This window comes from Pseudomonas sp. JDS08PS003 (genome assembly GCF_045013505.1).
Classification (GTDB): Bacteria; Pseudomonadota; Gammaproteobacteria; order Pseudomonadales; family Pseudomonadaceae; genus Aquipseudomonas; species Aquipseudomonas protegens_B.
Genome location: NZ_CP120724.1, coordinates 445,936 through 465,268, shown reverse-complemented (window position 1 = coordinate 465,268; position 19,333 = coordinate 445,936). Strand labels below are relative to the sequence as shown.

Here is a 19,333-nt window from a genome sequence, read left to right as displayed (position 1 = left end):
GGGTTTCAAGGACAGAACAATGACCAGTTTTACCTGTGAAAGCGCTTTGTACTTTATCAATCCCCACTACCTGACACCCGCCAGCGGCCGGCTCCGCGAAGTCTTCGACCCGGCGACCCTGGAGCGCGTCGGGCGCATGGGCCTCGGCGAAAAGGCTGATGTGCAAGCTGCCGTGAATGCCGCCAATGCGGCGCAACAGCAATGGGCCAGAGTGGATACCCGAAGCCGGGCCGCACGCCTGCACGAACTGGCCGAGAGCATAGAGAAAGTGGCTGGCCTCAACCGTGAAGTGGCGCGGCTGATGACCCTGGAGACCGGCAAGCCCTTTCCGGAAGCCATGGGCGAGCTGGCCAACTGTGCGTCGGTTTTCCGCTACTACGCGGAGATGGCACGAGACGATGCCGGCAAAGTGGCAGGTACCACGCAAACCGGCTCATTCCAGCATGTGCGCTATGAGCCCTATGGGGTCAGCGTGCACATCATGCCCTTCAACTACCCCATTCTGCTGATGTGCTGGACCGTCGCGGCCTCCCTGGCTGCGGGCAACGCCTGCATCATCAAACCGGCGGAAAGCGCCACCCTCTGCACCCTGAAATTTCTCAGCCACTTCACCCGCCTGTTGCCAGGCTTGGTGTGTTGCGTACCGGGGGATGCCCTCACCGCCCAATTGCTGGTGCAATCATCCGGCACCCACGCGGTGGCCTTTACCGGAGGTATCGCCGCTGCCCACGCCGTGGCCGTGACCTGTGCCGATCTGATGAAGCCTTGCGTGATCGAGGCCGGTGGCAGCGATCCGATGATCATCTCCAAACACGCACCTTTGGATGTCGCGGTAGCGGGCGCAGTGACCGCCGCCTTTCATCTGAGCGGACAGATCTGCACCTCGGCCGAACGCCTGTACGTGGTCGACGACATCTATGAGGCATTTGTCGCCCGCTTCGTCGAGCAGACCCGCCAACTGCGGATTGGCCACGGCCTGGAGCGCTCCGAGATCGGACCGCTGGTCAGCGAAGCGGCACGCGACAAAGTCATACGCCTGGTGGAAGACGCCGTGTCCAAAGGCGCCCGCGTGCTGTGCGGCGGGCGCATCCCACAGGACCGCCCTGTCGGCTGGTTCTACGAGCCGACCATCCTCAGTGGCGTCACCGGTGACATGGCGATTCTCCAGGAAGAATGTTTCGGGCCAGTGGCGGCGGTCTGTCGCGTCGCCGATTTCGACGAGGCCATCCGCCGCGCCAACGACTCGCCATTCGGCCTGGGAGCCTCACTGTTTTCCACCAACCTGACCGAATCGATGGAAGCGGCCGAACGCCTTGAAGCGGGCATGGTATGGATCAACAACCCCCTGGTGGACAACGACGCCCTGCCATTGAGCGGCTGGAAAATGTCAGGGATCGGCAGCGAACTGGGCCGCCAGGGACTGGACGCGTTTCGCCGTTCGAAGATGGTCATCATCGACCACAAACCACGGATTCAGAGCTGGTGGTACCCCTATCCCGACAGCGTGTTCCATGACGCCCAGAGCGAGCTGGAGAAACAGGACAAGGCATAGCCAAAGCGGCAAGACCCGCCTCCTCCTGGCACAACGCCCACCCTGGCCACAGAGCCTTGCGACGCCCCTCAGCCCAGAGGGGCGCAGCGCTCAATCTTCCCGCTCGACAGGACTCACCGAGGAGCGCGGCCAGCGCCCTCAACAGGCCACGCAAAAATAGTCAGATTTCAGGGGTTTACAGAACCCCGCCAATCGCTATAATCGTCGCCCTAACACGCCGGTATAGCTCAGTTGGTAGAGCAACTGACTTGTAATCAGTAGGTCCCGGGTTCGACTCCTGGTGCCGGCACCATACAAAACGAAGCCCCTGCAGAAATGCAGGGGCTTTGTTGTTTCTGGATCCTGGGTAATTTCATAGACGCCCGCTCAAGTTATCCACAGCCGCAGAATAGATAGAACAACGGCTGTCTTCGAGCGCCATTCAGGCAGCCAGCATCTTTAAGGCTCAGCCACGCCCTGTGTGGTTCTCACAACGTGCGATCAGCGGCCGATGGCTCGCAAGGTCACCAGGACCTCGTTCCCAGATAACACTCACCATCCACCTAGCCTTGTCCTTTCTAAAACAGCTTGCTCCTTGAACTCCCTATATGCGCGCTGCGGTGCGAAGGGCGAAACCATTGTGTTCGCTGCGTTGCAGTTAGCACGACTTCGGCAAAAGTTTTGCGCTAGTGTTTCCCTGCGGGCCAGGAGGGCGTTCACGCGCATGGCCTTTAAAAAGGGGCAACCGCTTATGACGAATGCTATGCCATCCATCAAACTCAGTACTCTTCGGCAAATTGCCCCCTACCTGAGCCTGCGTGGGGTGTCGCCGCTGGAGTTCTTTCGGCGTTACGGCATTTCTCCTCATGTTTTTCAAAACCCTGATGCCTGGGTACCCCGGGCGGTCTGCTTTCACATAGCCAACGAAATGGCTGCTATCGCCCAGGACCCTTTCGGGGGGGCCTGTGTGGGACACCTGATCGAAGTACGCTCACTCGGCGCCTGGGGCGAATTGATATTGGGCTCAAGCAACCTCGCTCAGGCCTGTGCAGTGGCGTCGATCCACACGGACTTACTGCATCAGGGAGGAGAAGTCAGAATCGTCACCGAAGGCCGTACGACGAAACTGATCCACCGATTTACCGGGCAGCACGGGGCGGATCCGAAGCAGGTCATTCTCGGCACGCTGGCGCTGCTCAGAAAAGTACCGCTCATGTCCGGTGAGCCTGGCGCCATACGCGTGCATCTGCAAAACCCAAGGGAAAGAGGAGATGAGGCGCTGGAGGAGTACCTGGGGCCTCATCTGGAAATGAACGCGCAGCACAACATGATCGAATTCGACCGTGAGCTGCTCGACACCCCCCTGCAGCCCGGTCGGGATGATGCCTGGAAAGTCACCGAAGCCTTGAGGTCGACAGCGCAAGCAGCAGGGGTGCTCATCGAGCGGATAGCGGACCAGGATCAATCCAAACTTGGCGTGATCTCGAGGAACATGGGGCTGTCTTCTCGAACATTGCAGCGGCGTCTTAAATCCTGCGGTATCGACTTCGAAGACTTGCGTGACGAGACTCGCCGCAGTGAAGCACTGCAACTCATTGCCAGCGGCAGATACACCGCGACCGAAATTGCCTACATGGTGGGCTACAGCGATCAAGCGCACTTCACCCGTGCCTTCAAGCGTTGGACCGGGAGTTCACCGTCGCGCTATCGCGCCATCTTGAAACACGATCGCTAACTGACTTTTCTTCCTCCCTCGCCCCTCTTGCGCCCAAGTAACTGGCTGACTTCCAAGTCCGTCTTCGCGGCACGCGCTCGCTTGGCTTTTGGCACCAAATGGCAAGTTTCCAGCAGGGTGTTCTTATAAAGTTTGAACAGCTGATGCCCACTTAAACGCCCACGAGGTTTAAATGTCCTGTTCATCCACGGCCTGCATTGTCGCTCTGACATTGGCAACTTTCGGCAGCGTTAATGCTCAGCCGTCCGCTGATACGACGCTCTTGGTGGGTGTCGACAATTTTATCCGTGCCGAGTCCGACCTCTACATGGGCAAGACCGTCGCGGATGGCGGCCTGGGTCGGTTTGTACATAACCGCGAGCCGGTTCCCATCGACGCGCAGAATGTCATCCGCATGAATCGCGACACGCTGTATTCGTCGGCCGTGTTCGACCTCGATGCCGGCCCGGTCACCATCACATTGCCTGAAGCCGGCGGGCGGTTCATGTCGATGCAATTGGTCAATGAAGACCACTACGTACCCGCGGTCATTTACGGTGCCGGCGACCATACGCTGACGAAAGAGGTGATCGGTACCCGCTATGTCTTCGTCGCCGTCCGCCTGTTCTTCGATCCCACGGAGCGCAAAGACCTTGAGCAGGTGCATGTACTGCAGGACGCAATCAGGGTCAGCCAGGCCAAGGCCGGGGAATTCGTGGTTCCCAAGTGGGATCAGGCCAGCCAGAAACAGATGCGCGATGCCCTGGCTGTCCTGGGTTCGACAATACCCAACTACAACCAGTCCTTTGGCCCCAAGGGCAGGGTCAATCCGATCCATCACCTGATCGGAACAGCGACCGGCTGGGGCGGAAATCCCAGCAAGGACGCCATCTACCTCGGCGGCGTGATACCGCGCAACGATGGAAAAACCGTTTACCGCCTCAAGGTCGGGCAGGTGCCGGTCAACAGTTTCTGGTCGGTGAGTGTGTATAACGCCGACGGGTACTTCCAGAAAAACCCATATGACGTCTATTCACTGAATAACCTCACGGCCCAGAAAAGTGATGACGGCTCGATCGTCATCCAGTTCGGGGCTTGCGACGCCAAGATCGTCAATTACCTGCCGACCACGCCCGGTTGGAACTATACGGTCAGGCTCTATCGGCCAAGCAACGAAATACTCAATGGCCAGTGGAGTTTTCCCCAGCCGCAGCCCATCGGGCTCTAGTCAAGGCATCCACTAAGAAGTGCTGAAACTTACAAATAAGCGCAAACGCCGCCACGCCCGATAGTGCCAATCAAGTCGGGGGCATCTCTGACTTGAAGAGTTCTACAGCCAAGGAAATAAACAATGACAACCCAAGGTGCTTATCACTTCTTGCTGCATCAACTGCTGCTCATTAGCGCCTTGACCACGGTATTGCCGGCACAGGCGGACGATGCAAACGGCACTGCGTCCGTGACAGTAGGCGGCGGATTGGCCGTTGGTCCCTTGTACGAAGGTTCCTCACGGTACGCCGCTTTCCCTTCGCTGAAACTCGAGGCGGTCTTGCCTACCCAAGACTGGGGCACCTTTACCGCGGCCTTCCCAGAGGGACTGCGTTGGGACTTGCCCGGGCTGTCGCCTTTCGGGGTGGCGCTGTTGATTGGCTATGACCAGGGGCGCAAGGAGCGGATTCATACCCTGGACGGCCGTGACGACTATTTGAAGGGCATGGGCAACCTGGACAGCACCGCCCTGGTGGGAGCGGAAGTCTATTGGATCCTGCCGGCCGGCCGCCTGTTCGTGCGCGGCCTGCAATCGAGTCAAAGCCGAAATTACGGTGGCGAACACCTGGGCCGTACCGCGTACCTGGAGGCCGGGGTTGCCACGGACTATGCATTGTCCTCGACCTTGACCCTGGACTCGACGCTGTACGGCACCTGGAGCAACGAGAACGACATGATGGCGCGCTTCGGCGTCACCGCTCAGCAAGCGGCACGTACCCGGTTCGATGAATACCACCCAGGCGGCGGGATGCGCGACGTGACCCTGAAACTGGGCCTCACCTGGCAATGGCAACCACAGTTGGCACTGGAGGGCGGCATCAAGACCTACGCGCTGGTCTCCGATGCCCGCAACAGCCCGCTGACGGGAGAAAAGGTGGGCGCAGGCGCCTATCTGAACGCGCTGTACCGGTTTTGATCGACCGGTGATATCGGCGCCATTCGATACAGGGATAGATCAAGGAGCAATCGATGAAAAAACTACATAAGCCGTGGGGGATGATCCTGTCCCTGGCCGGCCTGTTCGGGTCGGGATCGGTGTTCGCCGAAGATGCCGCCACCACGGTCACGGACCCGAACTTCAAGCTGGCCCCAGGCTACCTGGACCCGGCTGACCTGCCTGTACGCCTGGCGCTGCTCGGCGCGCCCCCCAAGCCAGATTCTGCAGCGCTGGCGCGGGATGAAGAAGCCCGGCGTGCAGCGCTGGCGCTGCGCGGCACCGCCCGGGAGAAACTCGCGGCAACGGATGCGGAACTGTCGTTCCCAGGCCCGGCGAAAACATTTTCCTGCGCCCTGGATACGCCAATCACCGAGGAAAATACACCGCATCTTTATCGCTTGATGCAACGCACCCTGAGCGATGCCGGCGGTTCGACCTATGCCGGGAAGAATGCCTACAACCGTCCCCGTCCCTTCGTGGTGCATGACGAAGGAACGTGCCGCAAGGACATGGAGCCGCTGTTGCTCACGGACGGTTCCTGGCCGTCCGGCCACTCTGCCGCCGGCTGGGCCTGGGGCTTGGTTCTCGCCGAGATTCAGCCTGAGCGTGCCACCGAACTGATGACCCGCGGGTTGGCATACGGCCAGAGCCGGGTCATCTGCGATGCACACTGGCAGAGCGACGTGGATGCAGGCCGCATCATGGGCGCCGCCACGGTGGCGAGCCTGCATGGCAATCCGGAGTTCCTGGCGGATCTGGCGGCCGCGAAAGAGGAGGTCAAGACGGCCCAGAAGGCCGGTCTGAAGCCGACAGAGGACTGTGCGGCAGAGCGCGTCGCGCTCTCGCTGACCCAGCACTGATCGGAGAAACCCCATGATGCACAGCGACAACCTCCGCTCGCCTTTGCTGCGCAAGCGCGCCCGCTTGGCACTGCTGGTTGGCGCCTTCGCCACAGCCGGCTGCAGTCTGCCGACTGTGGCCATGGCGGCAGACAGCGATGACTGGCACTTCAACGGCGGTCCCTACCTGTGGGGCGCCGGTATTCGCGGACACGTAGGCCACCGCAGCACCGGGACCCAGTTTATACAGTCCGACTTCTCGGACATCGCGCGCACTGTCGATATGTCGGTGATGCTAATGGGCGAGGCGCGACGCGGGCCCTACAGCGTGCTCACCGACCTGATGTACATCGACACCGATACCCGCAACCGCCTGCCAGCGGGCGCCCCGGCCTCCAAGCTTGAGGTGGAAGGCAAGACGGCTTCCGGATTTCTGGGAGGCGGGTACACCGTCTTGGGTGATGAAAGTCATCGGCTGGACGTGGCCGGCGGAGTGCGTGTCTGGTACAGCAGCACCACCATCAGCCTGCATGGCGGGCCTGCCGGCGGCCTGTCCGGATCCGACCGGGCTACCTGGGCCGATGCCATGGCGGGGCTGCGTGGGCACTATGCGGTGAATGAGCGCTTCTGGTTGTCGTCATGGGGAATGGCGGGCGCGGGACAGTCTCGGGAAGACTGGGATCTGGCCGCGCTGGCGGGCTGGGAGTTCTTGCCGGGCTTTTCTGCGGTGGTTGGTTACCGGGCCATGGGAGTGAACTATCGCCATGACGGTTTCGTCTACGACATTGTCCAGAAGGGGCCACTGCTGGGTATTAGCGGGCGCTTCTGAGGCCTTCACAGTAAAACTGCCGCTCCGTGCAGGAGCTGTCACTGCCCCAAACAGATGCTCTTCATGATCAAATAGCCGCCGATCCCAGTGACACACAGGCTGAACATGAAGCGCATCGCCGTATCGATCCTGGCCCTGCTGGTCAGTTCCACGCTCCTTACCTCCCCCGCCCTGGCCGGCGATGCCGAAGCCGGTGGCAAGCTGTTCAAGCGCCTGTGCAGCGGCTGCCACAATATCGGGCCTTCGGTGCGCAGTTCGTTCGGGCCGCAGCTCAACGGCATCATCGATCGCCCGGCAGGCAGTGCCCAGGACTACCAGTATTCGACGGCAATGAAGTCGTCGGGCATCGTCTGGACCCGGGACAAGCTCATCCAGTACCTGGAAGACCCGAAAGCCGTGGTACCCGGCACCCGGATGATTTTCTGGGGGCTGAGCGATGAAGAAAAAATCGATAATCTGTTGGCCTATCTGCAGACCTTCCCCTCCCCCTGATCCAAGCTCGTTTGCCTACAAGGATGTTTTGATGAAGTTTCCTCTGCTGTCGCTTGCCGCCACGGGCCTGGCCCTGGCTGCGTTCATGCCCCAGTTGCAGGCCGCCGGTTTCGACTGCGCCAAGGCCTCGACCCGGGTGGAGAAAACCGTCTGCGACACGCCAACCCTGTCTGCCAAGGACGATGAACTGAACCGCCGCTACAAGGCGCTCAAGCACCTGCAGGTGTTTCGCCTGTTGCAAGCCCAGTGGCTGCGGGAGGTACGCGACACCTGTATCGACAGCGACTGCCTGGAGGGGGCCTACCGGGCCCAGGTGAAGATGCTCACGCTGTTGCCCCTTCCTCCGGCGCCCGGCAAGGGCGAGCTGCTGCCGATGGACCCCACCCGGCAGTACCGCCTGCAGGACCCTGAAGACTGGCAGCGCTTCACCCTGGCCAGGTTCACCGCCGCTCCTGCCCAGGGCGATCAGCAGATCGTCGACGCCCAGGTGCTTGATGGCGTGCTGCATGTGGTGCTGTTCGTCGGTCAGTACCAGAAAGGGCGGGAAGGCTATGTCGGCACACTCTACGAATACGCCGATGACCAGCCCGGTCTGCATCCCATTGCCCGGGATATCGGCTTTGTCGGCTGGGCCTCTCCGGGGGCCAACGATCAGGGCCAGCGCCTCGCCGGCATCGTCGACGGCGTGCTCTATTACCGCCAGCGCAGCGGCGGCGAACTGCAGCAAGGCATGAGCTATCGCCTGGGCTCGCGCAGTGCTCCCGAAGCCAGCCAGCAGGTGTTCCAGTCGCTCTCCAACACCCTGCGCCATGCCCGGGCGCGGGTCGGCCAGGATCTCAATCAGGAGAACTACAGCCTGTCCCTGGACTACGACCAGCAGAGCAACAACACCTACACCGAGAACGTCACCGAGCACAATGACGTCGAGGCTGGCTGGAGCATCGTCAATCCCACCTGGAGCGAAACCCGCCCGGTGATGTACTTCGACAACGAAGGGCCGCGGGCCTGCATCTGGCGGGTCGACGTGCAGTACAAGGTGCTGTCCAAGATCGTCCCGGAGCATGAGGCGATTTCAGCCCGTCCTGTGGATATCCATGGCCGGGAGGCGGTGGTGTACCTGGAAGGCGATCAGTTGAAATTCGCGATCAATCCGGATGACTGAAGGGCCAGGTTGCTGAAAAAAGGCTCGCCAAACGGCGAGCCTTTTGCATTGCGCCGGCAAGGCTCTGCTCAGGGCAGGCTGATCTTGTATTCGGCCAGCTTGGCCTGGTGCTGCGGTTCGACGTACTTCGGGTTCACCCGCTTGGCGAACTGGGTAAAGTCGGCGCGGGCATCGTCGGTCAGGCCCAGTTTGTCGTAGGCCAAACCCCGGTGGTAGAAGGCCCAGGCATAGTCCGGCTGCTTCTGCAGGCCGGCGCTGTAGGCTTCGGCCGCCTCGCGGTATTGGCCCAGGTCGTAGAGGGTCTGGCCCAGGTGGTAGTAGGTCGGCATGTTGAAGCCGGTGCCCTTGCCCGCCTCGCCCAGGTTGGCGTCGAGGTTGGATTGCACCAGTTCCAGGGCCTTTTGCGGGTTGCCCGACTCACGATAAAGACGGCTCAGGTCCAGCACCGCACGGGCATCGGGCTTGGGGCCCAGCTCGATGGATTTTTCCTTGGCGCTGATGGCTTCCGGGTAACGCTTGAAGCTGGCGTAGGCATCGGACTGCAACCAGTACACAAGGCTCTGCATCGGCTTGGACAGTTGGTTTTTCGACAGGCACAGATCGGCCTCTTGCAGCACCACATCGAACTTCTCGGCCTTGGAGGCCTGGCCCACCAGACGGCAATGGGCGTAGTTGATCTGGTCCTGGCTCTGCAGGCTGGCGCAGCCGGTGACAGCGAGAGTGCACAGCAGCAGGATCGACCCGCGAACAGACAATGAAGGCATGTTTTTCAATCCAGCAGGTGAGCGTTGAGGTCAGGGCGATAGACCTGCAGCAGCGGCGCGGTGACCGTGCCCTGCAGGCTGCAGAAGATCGTGGTGCGCCCGGAGATCGGGGCGCCGGTGGTGCCTGTGTCGATGCTCAACACACGCTCGACGAAACCGAACGGCGTGGCCACGCCACCTCCCGCCAAGCCTTCGGTACGCCACTGGTCGATCGGATCGCCGACACGGCGGATCTCCACCCGGGTCATGGCGCTGCGATCGGCTTTCAGGCGGCTGTTGTCGCGCAACAATGGCTTGAGCGCGGCGGCTACATCCTTGGGTTCGCCCTCGGCGATAAAGCCCCAGAACAGCAGGTTGCCCACCGATTTCAGCGACTGGGCCTCGTTGTAGTAGCCCACCAGGCGCACGCCGTTGACCAGCAGCGGCTGGTCGAAGGCCTGGTAGCGACCGCCTTCCTGCAAGGGGTTCAGGACCTTGGGCGCACTCACTGCACCGTATCGGGCCAGACTCAGGGTGCCCGCCGGTAGCCGGACCGTGTTCAGGCTCTGGAAGAATTGCCCATCGCAGCGGGAAAACTCGCTCAGCAGCTGCTCGGACGCAGTCGCTTGCTGGCCGTGGGCGATGCTGGCGACGCTCAGCAGGCACAGGCCGGATAGCAGGGTACGGAACATCGAAATCATCCGTGATGCAAAAGAGGGAGTGGAACTTTAACAAAGAAGGGTCAGGCGCGGGGCCGCGCTATGCCATGCAGCGCAATGCATGAGAGGACGCCCCCGCAGGCGCCCTCCCTTGCCGCCTGTCAGGCGATCAATGGTGCATGGGCGCGGTACCGCCCTGACCATCGGACAGCTCGATGCTGACGTTCTGCATCATGCCCTGGTCCTCGTGATCGAGGATGTGGCAGTGCAGGACGAACTCGCCGATGTAACGTTCATACCGAGTGCGCGTGTACAGGGTGTAAGGGCGCCCCTGCTTGTCCGGCCCCTTGACGAACAGGGTGTCTTTCCACACGCCCTTGAGCCCGGCGTACTGCTTGTCGGTGGGGTCGGTCGGGTCGATCGCCCCCGGCTCGCTGAGGTCGGTGCCGTCCGGACCGATGATCTTCACCACCTGGAACGGATTGACGTGAATGTGGAACGGGTGGCTGGCATAACCGGAACTCAGCACCCAGGTTTGCGCCGTGCCCAGGGTCAGGTGGCGATTGATGGTTCCTGGCTCATACGGCTTGACGTCGTCCATGCTGGTGCCCACCTCGAACTTGGGATTTTTCTCGTCATCTCGGTTGATGTAGAACATCAGCCGCTCCTCCGGCCGGTCCTTCACTTCCTCGTCACGGACGCTCTCGTGAGGAACGAACCGGGTCAGCTTCATCCCGCTCTTGAGGTCATTGACGATCTGGCTCTGCACATCGGACGGCATATTGCGCTGCGCCGAATCCACCAGCACCTGGGTCAAGTAGGCATTGCTGTCCTTGACCTCAGTGCCTTGCTCGACATCGACAAACCCGAGTATCTGCCGGCCACTCGCTGCCTGGGACACGCCGCCATTGGCCGTTTGCGCAGCGTCGACCACGCAGTAGCGTCCGGCTTGCGGGAAGAGCATCAGCAGGTCGTTGCGATAGCCGGGCTGCAAGGTGACCTGGCTAAGTGTTTGCGCCTGGCCCAGGGTCAGACCATCGGCAGCGATGACTTGATAGTCCACCGGTTCGCCGACGCATTGCTGACTGACGAAAGCATCGGCATCCGCTGCGGCAACGCCCGCATTGCTCTTTTGCAGGGCGCTGTCGGCGAGCTTGCGAAACTCCAGCTTGATGGTGTCGCGTATGCCCGCATGGACCAGGCGCCAACGTTCCACCTGACCGGTGCGGGCCTTATCGAAGATCGGCTGCACCTGGCCATTGATACTGGTGTAGCGCCCCGACTGGCCCCAGCTCTTCGGCGTGAACTGGGCAAAGTCCTCGACCACGCCGACCTCGCCCGGATCGCATTGCCAATCCACGCTCTTGTCGCCCGTCACAGGGTCGGTCTTGACCCCTTTGCAGGCATAGGGAATTTGCTGCAATACCAGTAGGCGCTCGGTAAAGGCCTGGCCATCGGCCGACTTGAGCAAGGTGTCGATATCACCGTTGGCTTGCCCACTCGGCAGCCGGCTGCCGTGGATGATCAACGCTCCGGCCATGCCACTGGCGACCTGCAACGCGGTGGAACCATGCCGATGGGGGTGGTACCAGAAGGTTCCGGCCGGGTGGTCGGCGGGGATGTTGTACTCGTACTGGAAGCTGATCTGGGGATTGATCGACAACAGCACGTTGTCGCTGTTACCGGCGGGACTGACCCACAAACCATGGGAGTGCAGGTTGGTGCTGTTGAAGCACTGGGGCTTGTCGGGCTCGGCGGAATGGGCACTGCACGGCTGGTCGTCCTTGGCCTTGAGCTTGTTGTTGAGGGTGATGCGTACGGTGTCGCCCGGCGTCACATCGATGGTCGGGGCCACGAAGGGGGCCTGGGGATTGACCCCGGTGCCCTGATAGCTGCGCAGGTTCACTGGCACATTGCGCCCGGTGGCCGGGTCAAAAATCGTGCTCTTGGTGTAATCGATGTTCAGGATCAGAGCGCGTTCGATACCGCCCTGGGAGGATGCTGGAAGAGTGCTCAAGACAGTGGCCTTGGACGACATCAGCAGTGTGGTTTCTCCGGTTTTCTGTCGCGGCGCCTGCTGTTCCAGGCTGCCGGGATTCTCGAATGTCCGTGCGGCTGCTTCGGCCGTTGCAGGGGTAATAGCGCACGCCACTGACAACAGGATTCCTGTGCCCAAGGCGTTGATCGGCTGGGTTGCTTTCATGGTGTTCTCCTGTGCTCCAGGAAGGTAGAGACCGGACGACCCGCAGCAGAGCGGCGGCAGGACGAAACAACATCGGCCAAGCACAGGGATCGGCGTTACGCAGCAACTTGTCCCGCATCCATTGCGGCTGAAACCTCATCCCTGATGGCATAAAGCTAGTGGGAAACGCCCGAAAAGCAACGCAACACGCCCGTTCACCGCACATTCTTCCTGACCACGCCCCTCCCCCACTCTGGCGGCCTCATTGCGCTCAGATCGCAGGCACAAAAAAGCCCCGAACCAGTCGGGGCTTTTTCCATTGCGCCACCTGAAGTCAGGCGGTGATCAGGCGTTCATCAGAACACGTTGATCGGGTAGTCGACGAACACACGCAGTTCGTTGCCACCCACGTTGTACTCGGAAGACTTCTGCGAAACCCGCAGTACCGAGCTACGTACTTTCACACTCAGGTCCTTGGCTGGACCGCTCTGTACCACGTACTTCAGCTGGTTGAAGATTTCCCGCTCGCTGCCGCCAGTGGTGGTCGAGGTGGTGATGTTGTCGCCACGCACGTAGGCCACGTTGTAGGTCAGGCCCGGTACGCCGAAGGCGCCGAAGTCCAGACCGTAGCCCAGCTGCCAGCTGCGCTCGTCTTCAGCGTTGAAGTCGGACCAGTAGGAGTTGGCCAGGTAGATGGTGTTGCCGCCATCGCCCACGCGGTTCTGACCACGCTGGTAGCCGCCGTAGGCATAGCCCAGGTGGCTGTCGCCGGTGCTGCGCTGGTGCGCCAGGGTGAAGGAATGCGGACCAGTGGCGAAAGTGGCTGCCAGGCTCCAGATCTTGTTGTCTTCGCCGCCAGCCTTGGCCTTCTGCGCGTAGGACTTGTCCAGCTCGGTACGGTAACCGTTGAAGTCCAGGGTCAGGGACTGGTCGGTGGCCAGTGGGAACACGTAGTTCAGGTTCACGTATTGTTTCTTCAGCACGTCTTCGACGTCGGAAGCGTACAGCGCGCCCTTGAACTGTTCGGTGAACTGGTAGCTACCGCCCAATACGTTGATCGACTTCAGGCCACCACTGTCACGGCCTTCGGCGCTCTTGCGCGATTCGGCGGTGAAGTGACCGGCGTTCAGCTCCAGGCCCTTGATCTCCTTGGAGGTGATCAGGGTACCGGTGTAGCTTTCCGGCAGCAGACGCGAGTTGTCGTAGTTCAGCACCGGCAGGGCCGGCATCTGATCACCGTAGGTCAGCACAGTGTTGGACAGGCGGAACTTGACCGCTGCACCGAACTTGCTCAGGTCATCGGCGGCGTTGCCGCTGTCGCCTTGCTTGAAGAAGTCGATACCGCCAGCACCGCTGCGGCCCTTGCCACCGTCCAGACGCAGTGCGTACAGGCCGAAGGCGTCAACGCCCACGCCCACGGTGCCCTGAGTGAAACCCGAGGAGAAGGTGCCGATGGCAGCCTGGCCCCACTCGGCCTTGTCCTTGTTACCGTCTTTGTAGTCACGGTTGATGTAGGCGTTGCGCAGCAGCACTTTCAGGCTGCTGTCTTCGACGAAGCCCTTGGCATCGGCCTGGCCGTCGGCCATGGCCTGTGTAGCGCTCAAAATCCCCAGTGCAATCAAGCAGATCCGCTGTTTCGACATTTTATTTTCCTTATTACGGTTTGATGACGCGCTGTGAGCTCTTTTGGCTATGGCGTTTGCACGCTCTTCTACCGTCGAAACAAAAAAGCCCGACCGCGGGTGATCGCGGCGGGCCTTTTATTATTCTGAAATATGGCTCTTGGCCACAGGCGTTGGGGCGAATCCTATCCGTGCCTTTAACAACGTGTCAATTTCGTGAATCGTCTTTGAATAGCTGAAAATATTCTAAGAACTGCGGGCTAGAGCATTGCCAGCTGCACGCTGTGACTGTCGACGAACTGTTCGAAATGGGTGACCTTGCCCTCTTTCAGCGTCCATAGATGGGCCACTCGCACATCAATAGGCTTGCCCGAGCCTTTATAGATGCCCTGATAGTTGCCATAGGCGAACACCTTGTCGCCCTGGGCCACATAGTTTTCCACCTTGAAGGTGAAGTCCTGCCACTCCGATCCCAGGCGCTTGAAAACATGCTCCAGCACCGCCTCGAAACCGACGTAGGTGCCGGCATAGGGAAAGCCCGCCGCTTCGGTCCAGCGCGCATCGGGGGCCAGGGCCGCCGCGGTGTTGCGCGCATTTTCCTGGGAGTTGGCACCTTCGTAGGTGCTTTTGATCAACGCTAGGTTATCCATGGGTGACTCCACACAGGTCAGGTGAGATCAGAGCGCGCAACCGTCCAGGCCACAGGCCTGGAGCGCGCCATGTTGAGGGTCGCTACTGGCGCCCTGGGAAGCCTTCAGCCACTGCGCGAAGGCCTCGGGCTTACCCAGCCAGGGGCTGACATCGAGCAATTGATAGCGGCCGTCCCGCTCCAGCGCCAGGGTCGGGAAACCCTGGCCGCCGACTTTGGCCAACAGCGCCCGGCTGCTCTTTATATGCTCATCCAGCTCAAGGGCCACCGCCTGATCGTAGGCGACGGCGAACGGCTGCGGGGCAAAACCCAGGGTCTGCGCCAGTTCCAGCAGGACGTCGCGATCGGCAATCCGCCGGCCTTCCAGGTAGTGGGCCGTCTGCAGGCGCCCCAGCAACTCCAGTCCACGACCGCCCAAGGCTTCGGCCGCCAATACAGCGGCGATCGGCGGTGCCGAGTCGAAAACCGCCGAGTGGTCACGCAACAAGCCCTCGAAATAAGCCTCGCCAAAAGGTTGCCCGGTGTACTCGGCGATGCGCCGGTCATGGGGCATGACGTAATCACGCAGCTGCGGCGACACCGACTGGCGGTTGCGGCCGGTCATCATGCCCCCGGCATGGGCCACCACCGGCAGCACTGCCTGGGCAGCCTGGACCAGTGGCTTGGCGCCATAGCACCAACCGCACAGCGGGTCATAAATGTAGTGAAGGGTGGCCGAGGACATGGGGGACTCCAACAGGATCTTGAGAATTCGATGGCACGCAGACTATGCCCCGGACGTCAGGGAAAAAACCTCGAAATGGTTTTTAGTCTGTTGCTGTATCCGGTCGAATCGGTCCGTTTAGCCTGTGTATGCGGGCAGATACGCCGTCGACACAATTAGAAACAATAGAGCAAGGGAACTTTTAGCGAATAATTAACATAAGTAAATAGCACGCATTATCATTCGCACCCCTCGACTCACCTTCCTTTCGGATGCGCTTCAGATGCCTGCCCATTTCCGCCTTACGCCCCTGTCACTGGGACTCTGCACCCTGCTGACTGCCGGTTTTGCCTGTGCCGCCAGCACCACCCTGCCAACGACCTCCATCAGCGCCGAAGCCGAGGCCGACCCCGACGATCCCCGGGTCAAGGAAGTCAGCACCGCGACCCGCACCGCCACCGCAGCGCGCTATGTGCCCCAGGCCATCGACACGATCAAGACCGCCAACGTACTGGACTACGGCCACAACGATCTGGGCAGCGCCCTAAGCGGCATTCCCAACGTCAGCAGCGGCTCCGACACCCGCTTCGACAGCCTGCGGATTCGGGGTTTCGATGCCAGCAACGACTTCTACCTGGACGGCGTCCGCGACGACAGCCAGTACGTGCGCGACCTGCACAACATCGAGCGCATCGAAGTACTCAAGGGTCCGGCGGCAGTGCTCTATGGCCGTGGCAGCCAGGGCGGCATCGTCAACCGGGTGAGCAAGCTGCCGGAGTTCGGCCGCCGCTCCAGCATCGAGGTCCAGGGCGGCAGCCAGGACTTGCGCAGCCTGTACGCCGACCTCAGTGCCGATCCGGCAGAAAACATCAGCCTGCGCCTGAACCTGGGCAACCAGGACCAGAACAGTTTCCGCGACGGCGTCAGTGGCAACCGCCAGTTGTTCGCACCGTCCATGAGCTGGCAACTGACCCCGGACCTGAACTGGCTGGTGCAGTACGAATACAGCCGCTACAACCGCACCCCGGACCGCGGTATCACCAGCCTCAACGGACGTCCGGCGAACGTCGGCCGGGAAACCACCTACGGCGATCACCGCGATTACATCGACGACAAATCCCAGTCCTTGCGCTCCAAGCTGACCTACGAGCTCAACGACAACTGGCAACTGCGCCACACACTGGCCGTGTTCAAGCTCGACAGCGACTTCGACAACACCTACCAGACCGGCTACAACGCCAATACCGGCAAAGTGCAGCGCCAGCGCTGGCAGCAGGACCTGAAGACTCGCAACATCTACAACAACACCGAGCTCGAAGGCCGCTTCGACACCTTTGGCCTGGAACACCGCCTGCTCACCGGCATCGAGATCGGCAGCCAGCGCCGCGACCCGATCCTCTACAACGCCGCCACTTCCGGACCGGGCAGCCAGGCGGTGCCCGCCGTGGATCTGTACAACCCCAATCCGTACCAGAGCCACACCGGCCGCATGCAGGTCTCCAGCAACAACCACACCGAGGTCGAAAGCCGAGCGCTCTACGTGCAGGACCAACTGCGCCTGAACGATCAATGGCAATTGCTCGCCGGCCTGCGCTACGACAACTTCGATGTCGAGACCACCAACCGTCGCACCGGGGTGTCCGACAGCCGCGACAGTCACAGCGTCAGTCCGCGCCTGGGGGCAGTCTGGACGCCGCTGGAGCACCACTCGTTCTATGCCTCGTGGAGCAAATCGTTCTCACCGGTAGGCGGCGGCCTGATCGGCATCACCCCGAACGCGGCCGGCAACGGCAACGACCTGAGCCCGGAGCTGACCCGGCAGAAGGAAGTCGGGGTCAAGAGCGACTGGCTGGGCGAACGCCTGAGCACCACCCTGGCGGTGTATGAGCTGGAGCTCTACAACCGTCGCACCACCGATCCGCTGGATCGCAACATCATCCTGATGACCGGCCTGCAACGCTCCCGGGGTATCGAGTTGACTGCCAACGGCAAGATCGTCGGCAACTGGTACCTGCGTGGCGGCATCGGCCTGCAGGACGCGGTGGTGGTCAAGGACAACAACGGTTTCGAAGACAAGCGGGTGAATAACGTGGCCAAGCGCAATGGCAGCCTGTTCATCACCTGGAAACCGGAACTGGGCTGGTACGCCGAGACCGGCCTGACCCTGGTGGGCGATCGCTACGCCGATGGCGCCAACACCGTGGTGCTACCGGGCTACGGCCGCTGGGATGCCCTGGCCGGCTACCGGCACAAGGACTGGGACGTGCGCGCGGCGTTGAACAACATTGCCGACCGCGAGTACTACAGCTCCGCCACCAGTGCCTTCCAGATCCAGCCGGGGGAGCCCCGCAGCCTGGTGGTCACCGGCAACTACCGCTTCTAAAAGAGCGGCCAAAAAAAAGCGCTGCCATCCCGGCAGCGCTTTTTACAATCCATTGTCTTTCTATCCTTTCACCACATCCCACAGTGCTTGCAGTTCCGCCTCGCTGAGCAATCCAGCGGGGTAACGATCAATGATGATCCGGCGCGGATCAGGTTCCCTGATCTGACGCGTTCCATTGGACTTCAACCATTGCACCAGCACCTGCAGCGACTCGTTATTCATTGCCAAGGGATGGGGTGCCCGCTCGCTGACCATATTCATTCCAGCGCTCTCTCCTGGTTCCTGAGCGGCCTAACTTATCCAAGGTTTATGACAGAACAACAAAAGTTCCACCTGTCTCAGAATCACCACGAGACAGATACAAGAGCTATGCCAAAGTGCCAGGTGGCTCGACATACGGCCATGAAAAAGCCCGCAACCCATCTGGGCTGCGGGCTCGCTGAAAAGCGTCAGCGGCGGAACCGGTCCGACGCCGTCAAACAGGCGACAACATCTGTTACAACGGCACTCAATTCCGCTGCGGCGCGGGCTGTTGTTGGGTAAGGCAATGGATATTGCCGCCACCCAGTAACAGTTCGCGCCCTGGCACCATCACCACTTCATGCTCGGCAAACAGCTCCTGCAGAATGGCCTTGGCCTGGGCATCCATCGGGTCGTCAAAGCTCGGTGCAATGATCCCACCGTTGACGATCAGGAAGTTCACGTAGGAACCCGCCAGGCGCACTGAAGGATTGCGCTCCTGGCTGCCTTGCACCGCATCCACACCGGCACATTCCTCTTCGGTGGCATACAGCGGACCGGGAATCGGCATCTTGTGCACCTTGAAAGTGCGGCCCTTGGCGTCGCGGGTGTTTTCCAGCACCTGCATGGCCGCCTGGCAGCGAGGATAGTTCGGGTCCTGGGGGTCGTCGGTCCAGGCCAGCAGCACTTCGCCCGGGCGCACGTAGCAGCAGAAGTTATCCACATGACCGTCGGTTTCGTCGTTGTACAGGCCATCCGGCAGCCAGACGATCTGCTCCACCGCCAGGTGCTCGCGCAGCACCGCCTCGATCTGTTCACGGGACAGATGCGGGTTGCGGTTGTGATTGAGCAGGCATTCTTCGGTGGTGATCAGCGTGCCTTCGCCGTCGACGTGAATCGAACCGCCTTCGAGCACGAAGCCTTCGGTGCGGTACTCCTGGCAACGCTCGATCTCCAGCACCTTGCTGGCCACCTGCTCGTCACGGTTCCACGGCGCGTAGAGGCCGCCTTCGAAGCCGCCCCAAGAGTTGAAGCCCCAGTGCACACCGCGCACTTCGCCGCTGTGGTTGATGACGAAGGTCGGACCGGTGTCGCGGACCCAGGCGTCGTCGCTGGACATCTCCACTACACGGATATTGGGTACGTCCAGGCGCGCCCGGGCATTTTCATACTGGGCCGCGGACACGGCCACGGTCACCGGTTCGAAGCGGGCGATGGCCTTGGCCACCGCCGTGTGGGCAGCCTGGGCCGGCTTGCCGCCCAGACGCCAGTTGTCCGGACGCTCGGGCCAGATCATCCAGGTCTGGGTCTGGGTCGCCCATTCGGCCGGCATGTAGAAACCGTCGGCGCGCGGCGTGCTGTGCAAAGTGCTCATAGTG

The 19,333-nt window shown here is 61.3% G+C and carries 17 protein-coding genes and 1 tRNA gene; 10 read left to right on the top strand and 8 right to left on the bottom strand.

Features of this window, described 5'->3' with window-relative positions; translation table 11 throughout:
* Positions 1-19: 19 nt before the first annotated feature.
* The 9 genes from P7C00_RS02130 to P7C00_RS02090 all read left to right on the top strand — a co-directional run bounded on the left by P7C00_RS02130 (position 20) and on the right by P7C00_RS02090 (position 8,773).
* Positions 20-1,552: an aldehyde dehydrogenase family protein gene (locus tag P7C00_RS02130; RefSeq protein ID WP_404938060.1), complete on the top strand. Its 1,533-nt coding sequence runs from the start codon at positions 20-22 to the stop codon at positions 1,550-1,552.
* 216 nt (positions 1,553-1,768) lie between these two features.
* Positions 1,769-1,844, top strand: a tRNA-Thr gene (locus tag P7C00_RS02125).
* A gap of 438 nt (positions 1,845-2,282) precedes the next feature.
* Positions 2,283-3,266: an AraC family transcriptional regulator ligand-binding domain-containing protein gene (locus P7C00_RS02120; protein WP_346634214.1), complete on the top strand. Its 984-nt coding sequence runs from the start codon at positions 2,283-2,285 to the stop codon at positions 3,264-3,266.
* A gap of 172 nt (positions 3,267-3,438) precedes the next feature.
* The gene (locus tag P7C00_RS02115; protein WP_404938059.1) at positions 3,439-4,473 is read left to right on the top strand and encodes a DUF1214 domain-containing protein; all 1,035 of its coding nucleotides are present in this window, start codon (positions 3,439-3,441) and stop codon (positions 4,471-4,473) included.
* Between the two features lie 123 nt (positions 4,474-4,596).
* Positions 4,597-5,430 (top strand): MipA/OmpV family protein, encoded by an 834-nt coding sequence (locus P7C00_RS02110; RefSeq protein ID WP_346634157.1) that lies wholly within the window; start codon positions 4,597-4,599, stop codon positions 5,428-5,430.
* A gap of 53 nt (positions 5,431-5,483) precedes the next feature.
* Positions 5,484-6,311, top strand: a complete 828-nt coding sequence (locus P7C00_RS02105) for an acid phosphatase (RefSeq protein ID WP_404938058.1) — start codon at positions 5,484-5,486, stop codon at positions 6,309-6,311.
* 13 nt (positions 6,312-6,324) lie between these two features.
* Positions 6,325-7,119 carry a hypothetical protein gene (locus P7C00_RS02100; protein WP_346634155.1) on the top strand — a complete coding sequence of 265 codons (795 nt, stop codon included), beginning with the start codon at positions 6,325-6,327 and terminating at the stop codon, positions 7,117-7,119.
* A 105-nt stretch (positions 7,120-7,224) separates the two neighbouring features.
* Complete coding sequence (locus P7C00_RS02095) at positions 7,225-7,611, top strand: cytochrome c family protein (RefSeq protein ID WP_346634154.1); 387 nt, start codon at positions 7,225-7,227, stop codon at positions 7,609-7,611.
* Positions 7,612-7,642: 31 nt separating this feature from the next.
* Complete coding sequence (locus P7C00_RS02090; protein WP_346634153.1) at positions 7,643-8,773, top strand: hypothetical protein; 1,131 nt, start codon at positions 7,643-7,645, stop codon at positions 8,771-8,773.
* A 68-nt stretch (positions 8,774-8,841) separates the two neighbouring features.
* Here the strand turns inward: P7C00_RS02090 and P7C00_RS02085 are convergent, their stop codons facing one another.
* The 6 genes from P7C00_RS02085 to P7C00_RS02060 all read right to left on the bottom strand — a co-directional run bounded on the left by P7C00_RS02085 (position 8,842) and on the right by P7C00_RS02060 (position 15,352).
* The gene (locus P7C00_RS02085) at positions 8,842-9,537 is read right to left on the bottom strand and encodes a tetratricopeptide repeat protein (protein WP_404938057.1); all 696 of its coding nucleotides are present in this window, start codon (positions 9,535-9,537) and stop codon (positions 8,842-8,844) included.
* A gap of 5 nt (positions 9,538-9,542) precedes the next feature.
* Positions 9,543-10,208, bottom strand: a complete 666-nt coding sequence (locus tag P7C00_RS02080) for a hypothetical protein (protein ID WP_404938056.1) — start codon at positions 10,206-10,208, stop codon at positions 9,543-9,545.
* Between the two features lie 136 nt (positions 10,209-10,344).
* Positions 10,345-12,378, bottom strand: coding sequence for a multicopper oxidase domain-containing protein (locus P7C00_RS02075; protein ID WP_346634150.1), 2,034 nt, complete (start codon positions 12,376-12,378; stop codon positions 10,345-10,347).
* Positions 12,379-12,713: 335 nt separating this feature from the next.
* Entirely contained in the window at positions 12,714-14,000 is a 1,287-nt protein-coding gene (locus P7C00_RS02070) for an OprD family porin (protein ID WP_346634149.1), read from the bottom strand.
* A 239-nt stretch (positions 14,001-14,239) separates the two neighbouring features.
* Positions 14,240-14,629, bottom strand: a complete 390-nt coding sequence (locus P7C00_RS02065; RefSeq protein ID WP_402893089.1) for a nuclear transport factor 2 family protein — start codon at positions 14,627-14,629, stop codon at positions 14,240-14,242.
* Positions 14,630-14,656: 27 nt separating this feature from the next.
* On the bottom strand, positions 14,657-15,352 hold the full coding sequence (locus tag P7C00_RS02060) for a DsbA family protein (RefSeq protein ID WP_346634147.1): 696 nt from the start codon (positions 15,350-15,352) through the stop codon (positions 14,657-14,659).
* A 262-nt stretch (positions 15,353-15,614) separates the two neighbouring features.
* Between P7C00_RS02060 and P7C00_RS02055 the strand changes: the two genes are divergently transcribed.
* Positions 15,615-17,714, top strand: a complete 2,100-nt coding sequence (locus P7C00_RS02055) for a TonB-dependent siderophore receptor (protein WP_346634146.1) — start codon at positions 15,615-15,617, stop codon at positions 17,712-17,714.
* 60 nt (positions 17,715-17,774) lie between these two features.
* On the opposite strand, the gene P7C00_RS02050 is transcribed toward P7C00_RS02055, so the two are convergent.
* Positions 17,775-17,975: a hypothetical protein gene (locus P7C00_RS02050; protein WP_123724184.1), complete on the bottom strand. Its 201-nt coding sequence runs from the start codon at positions 17,973-17,975 to the stop codon at positions 17,775-17,777.
* Positions 17,976-18,222: 247 nt separating this feature from the next.
* Positions 18,223-19,329: an agmatine deiminase gene (aguA, locus tag P7C00_RS02045; RefSeq protein WP_404938055.1), complete on the bottom strand. Its 1,107-nt coding sequence runs from the start codon at positions 19,327-19,329 to the stop codon at positions 18,223-18,225.
* Positions 19,330-19,333 lie beyond the last annotated feature (4 nt).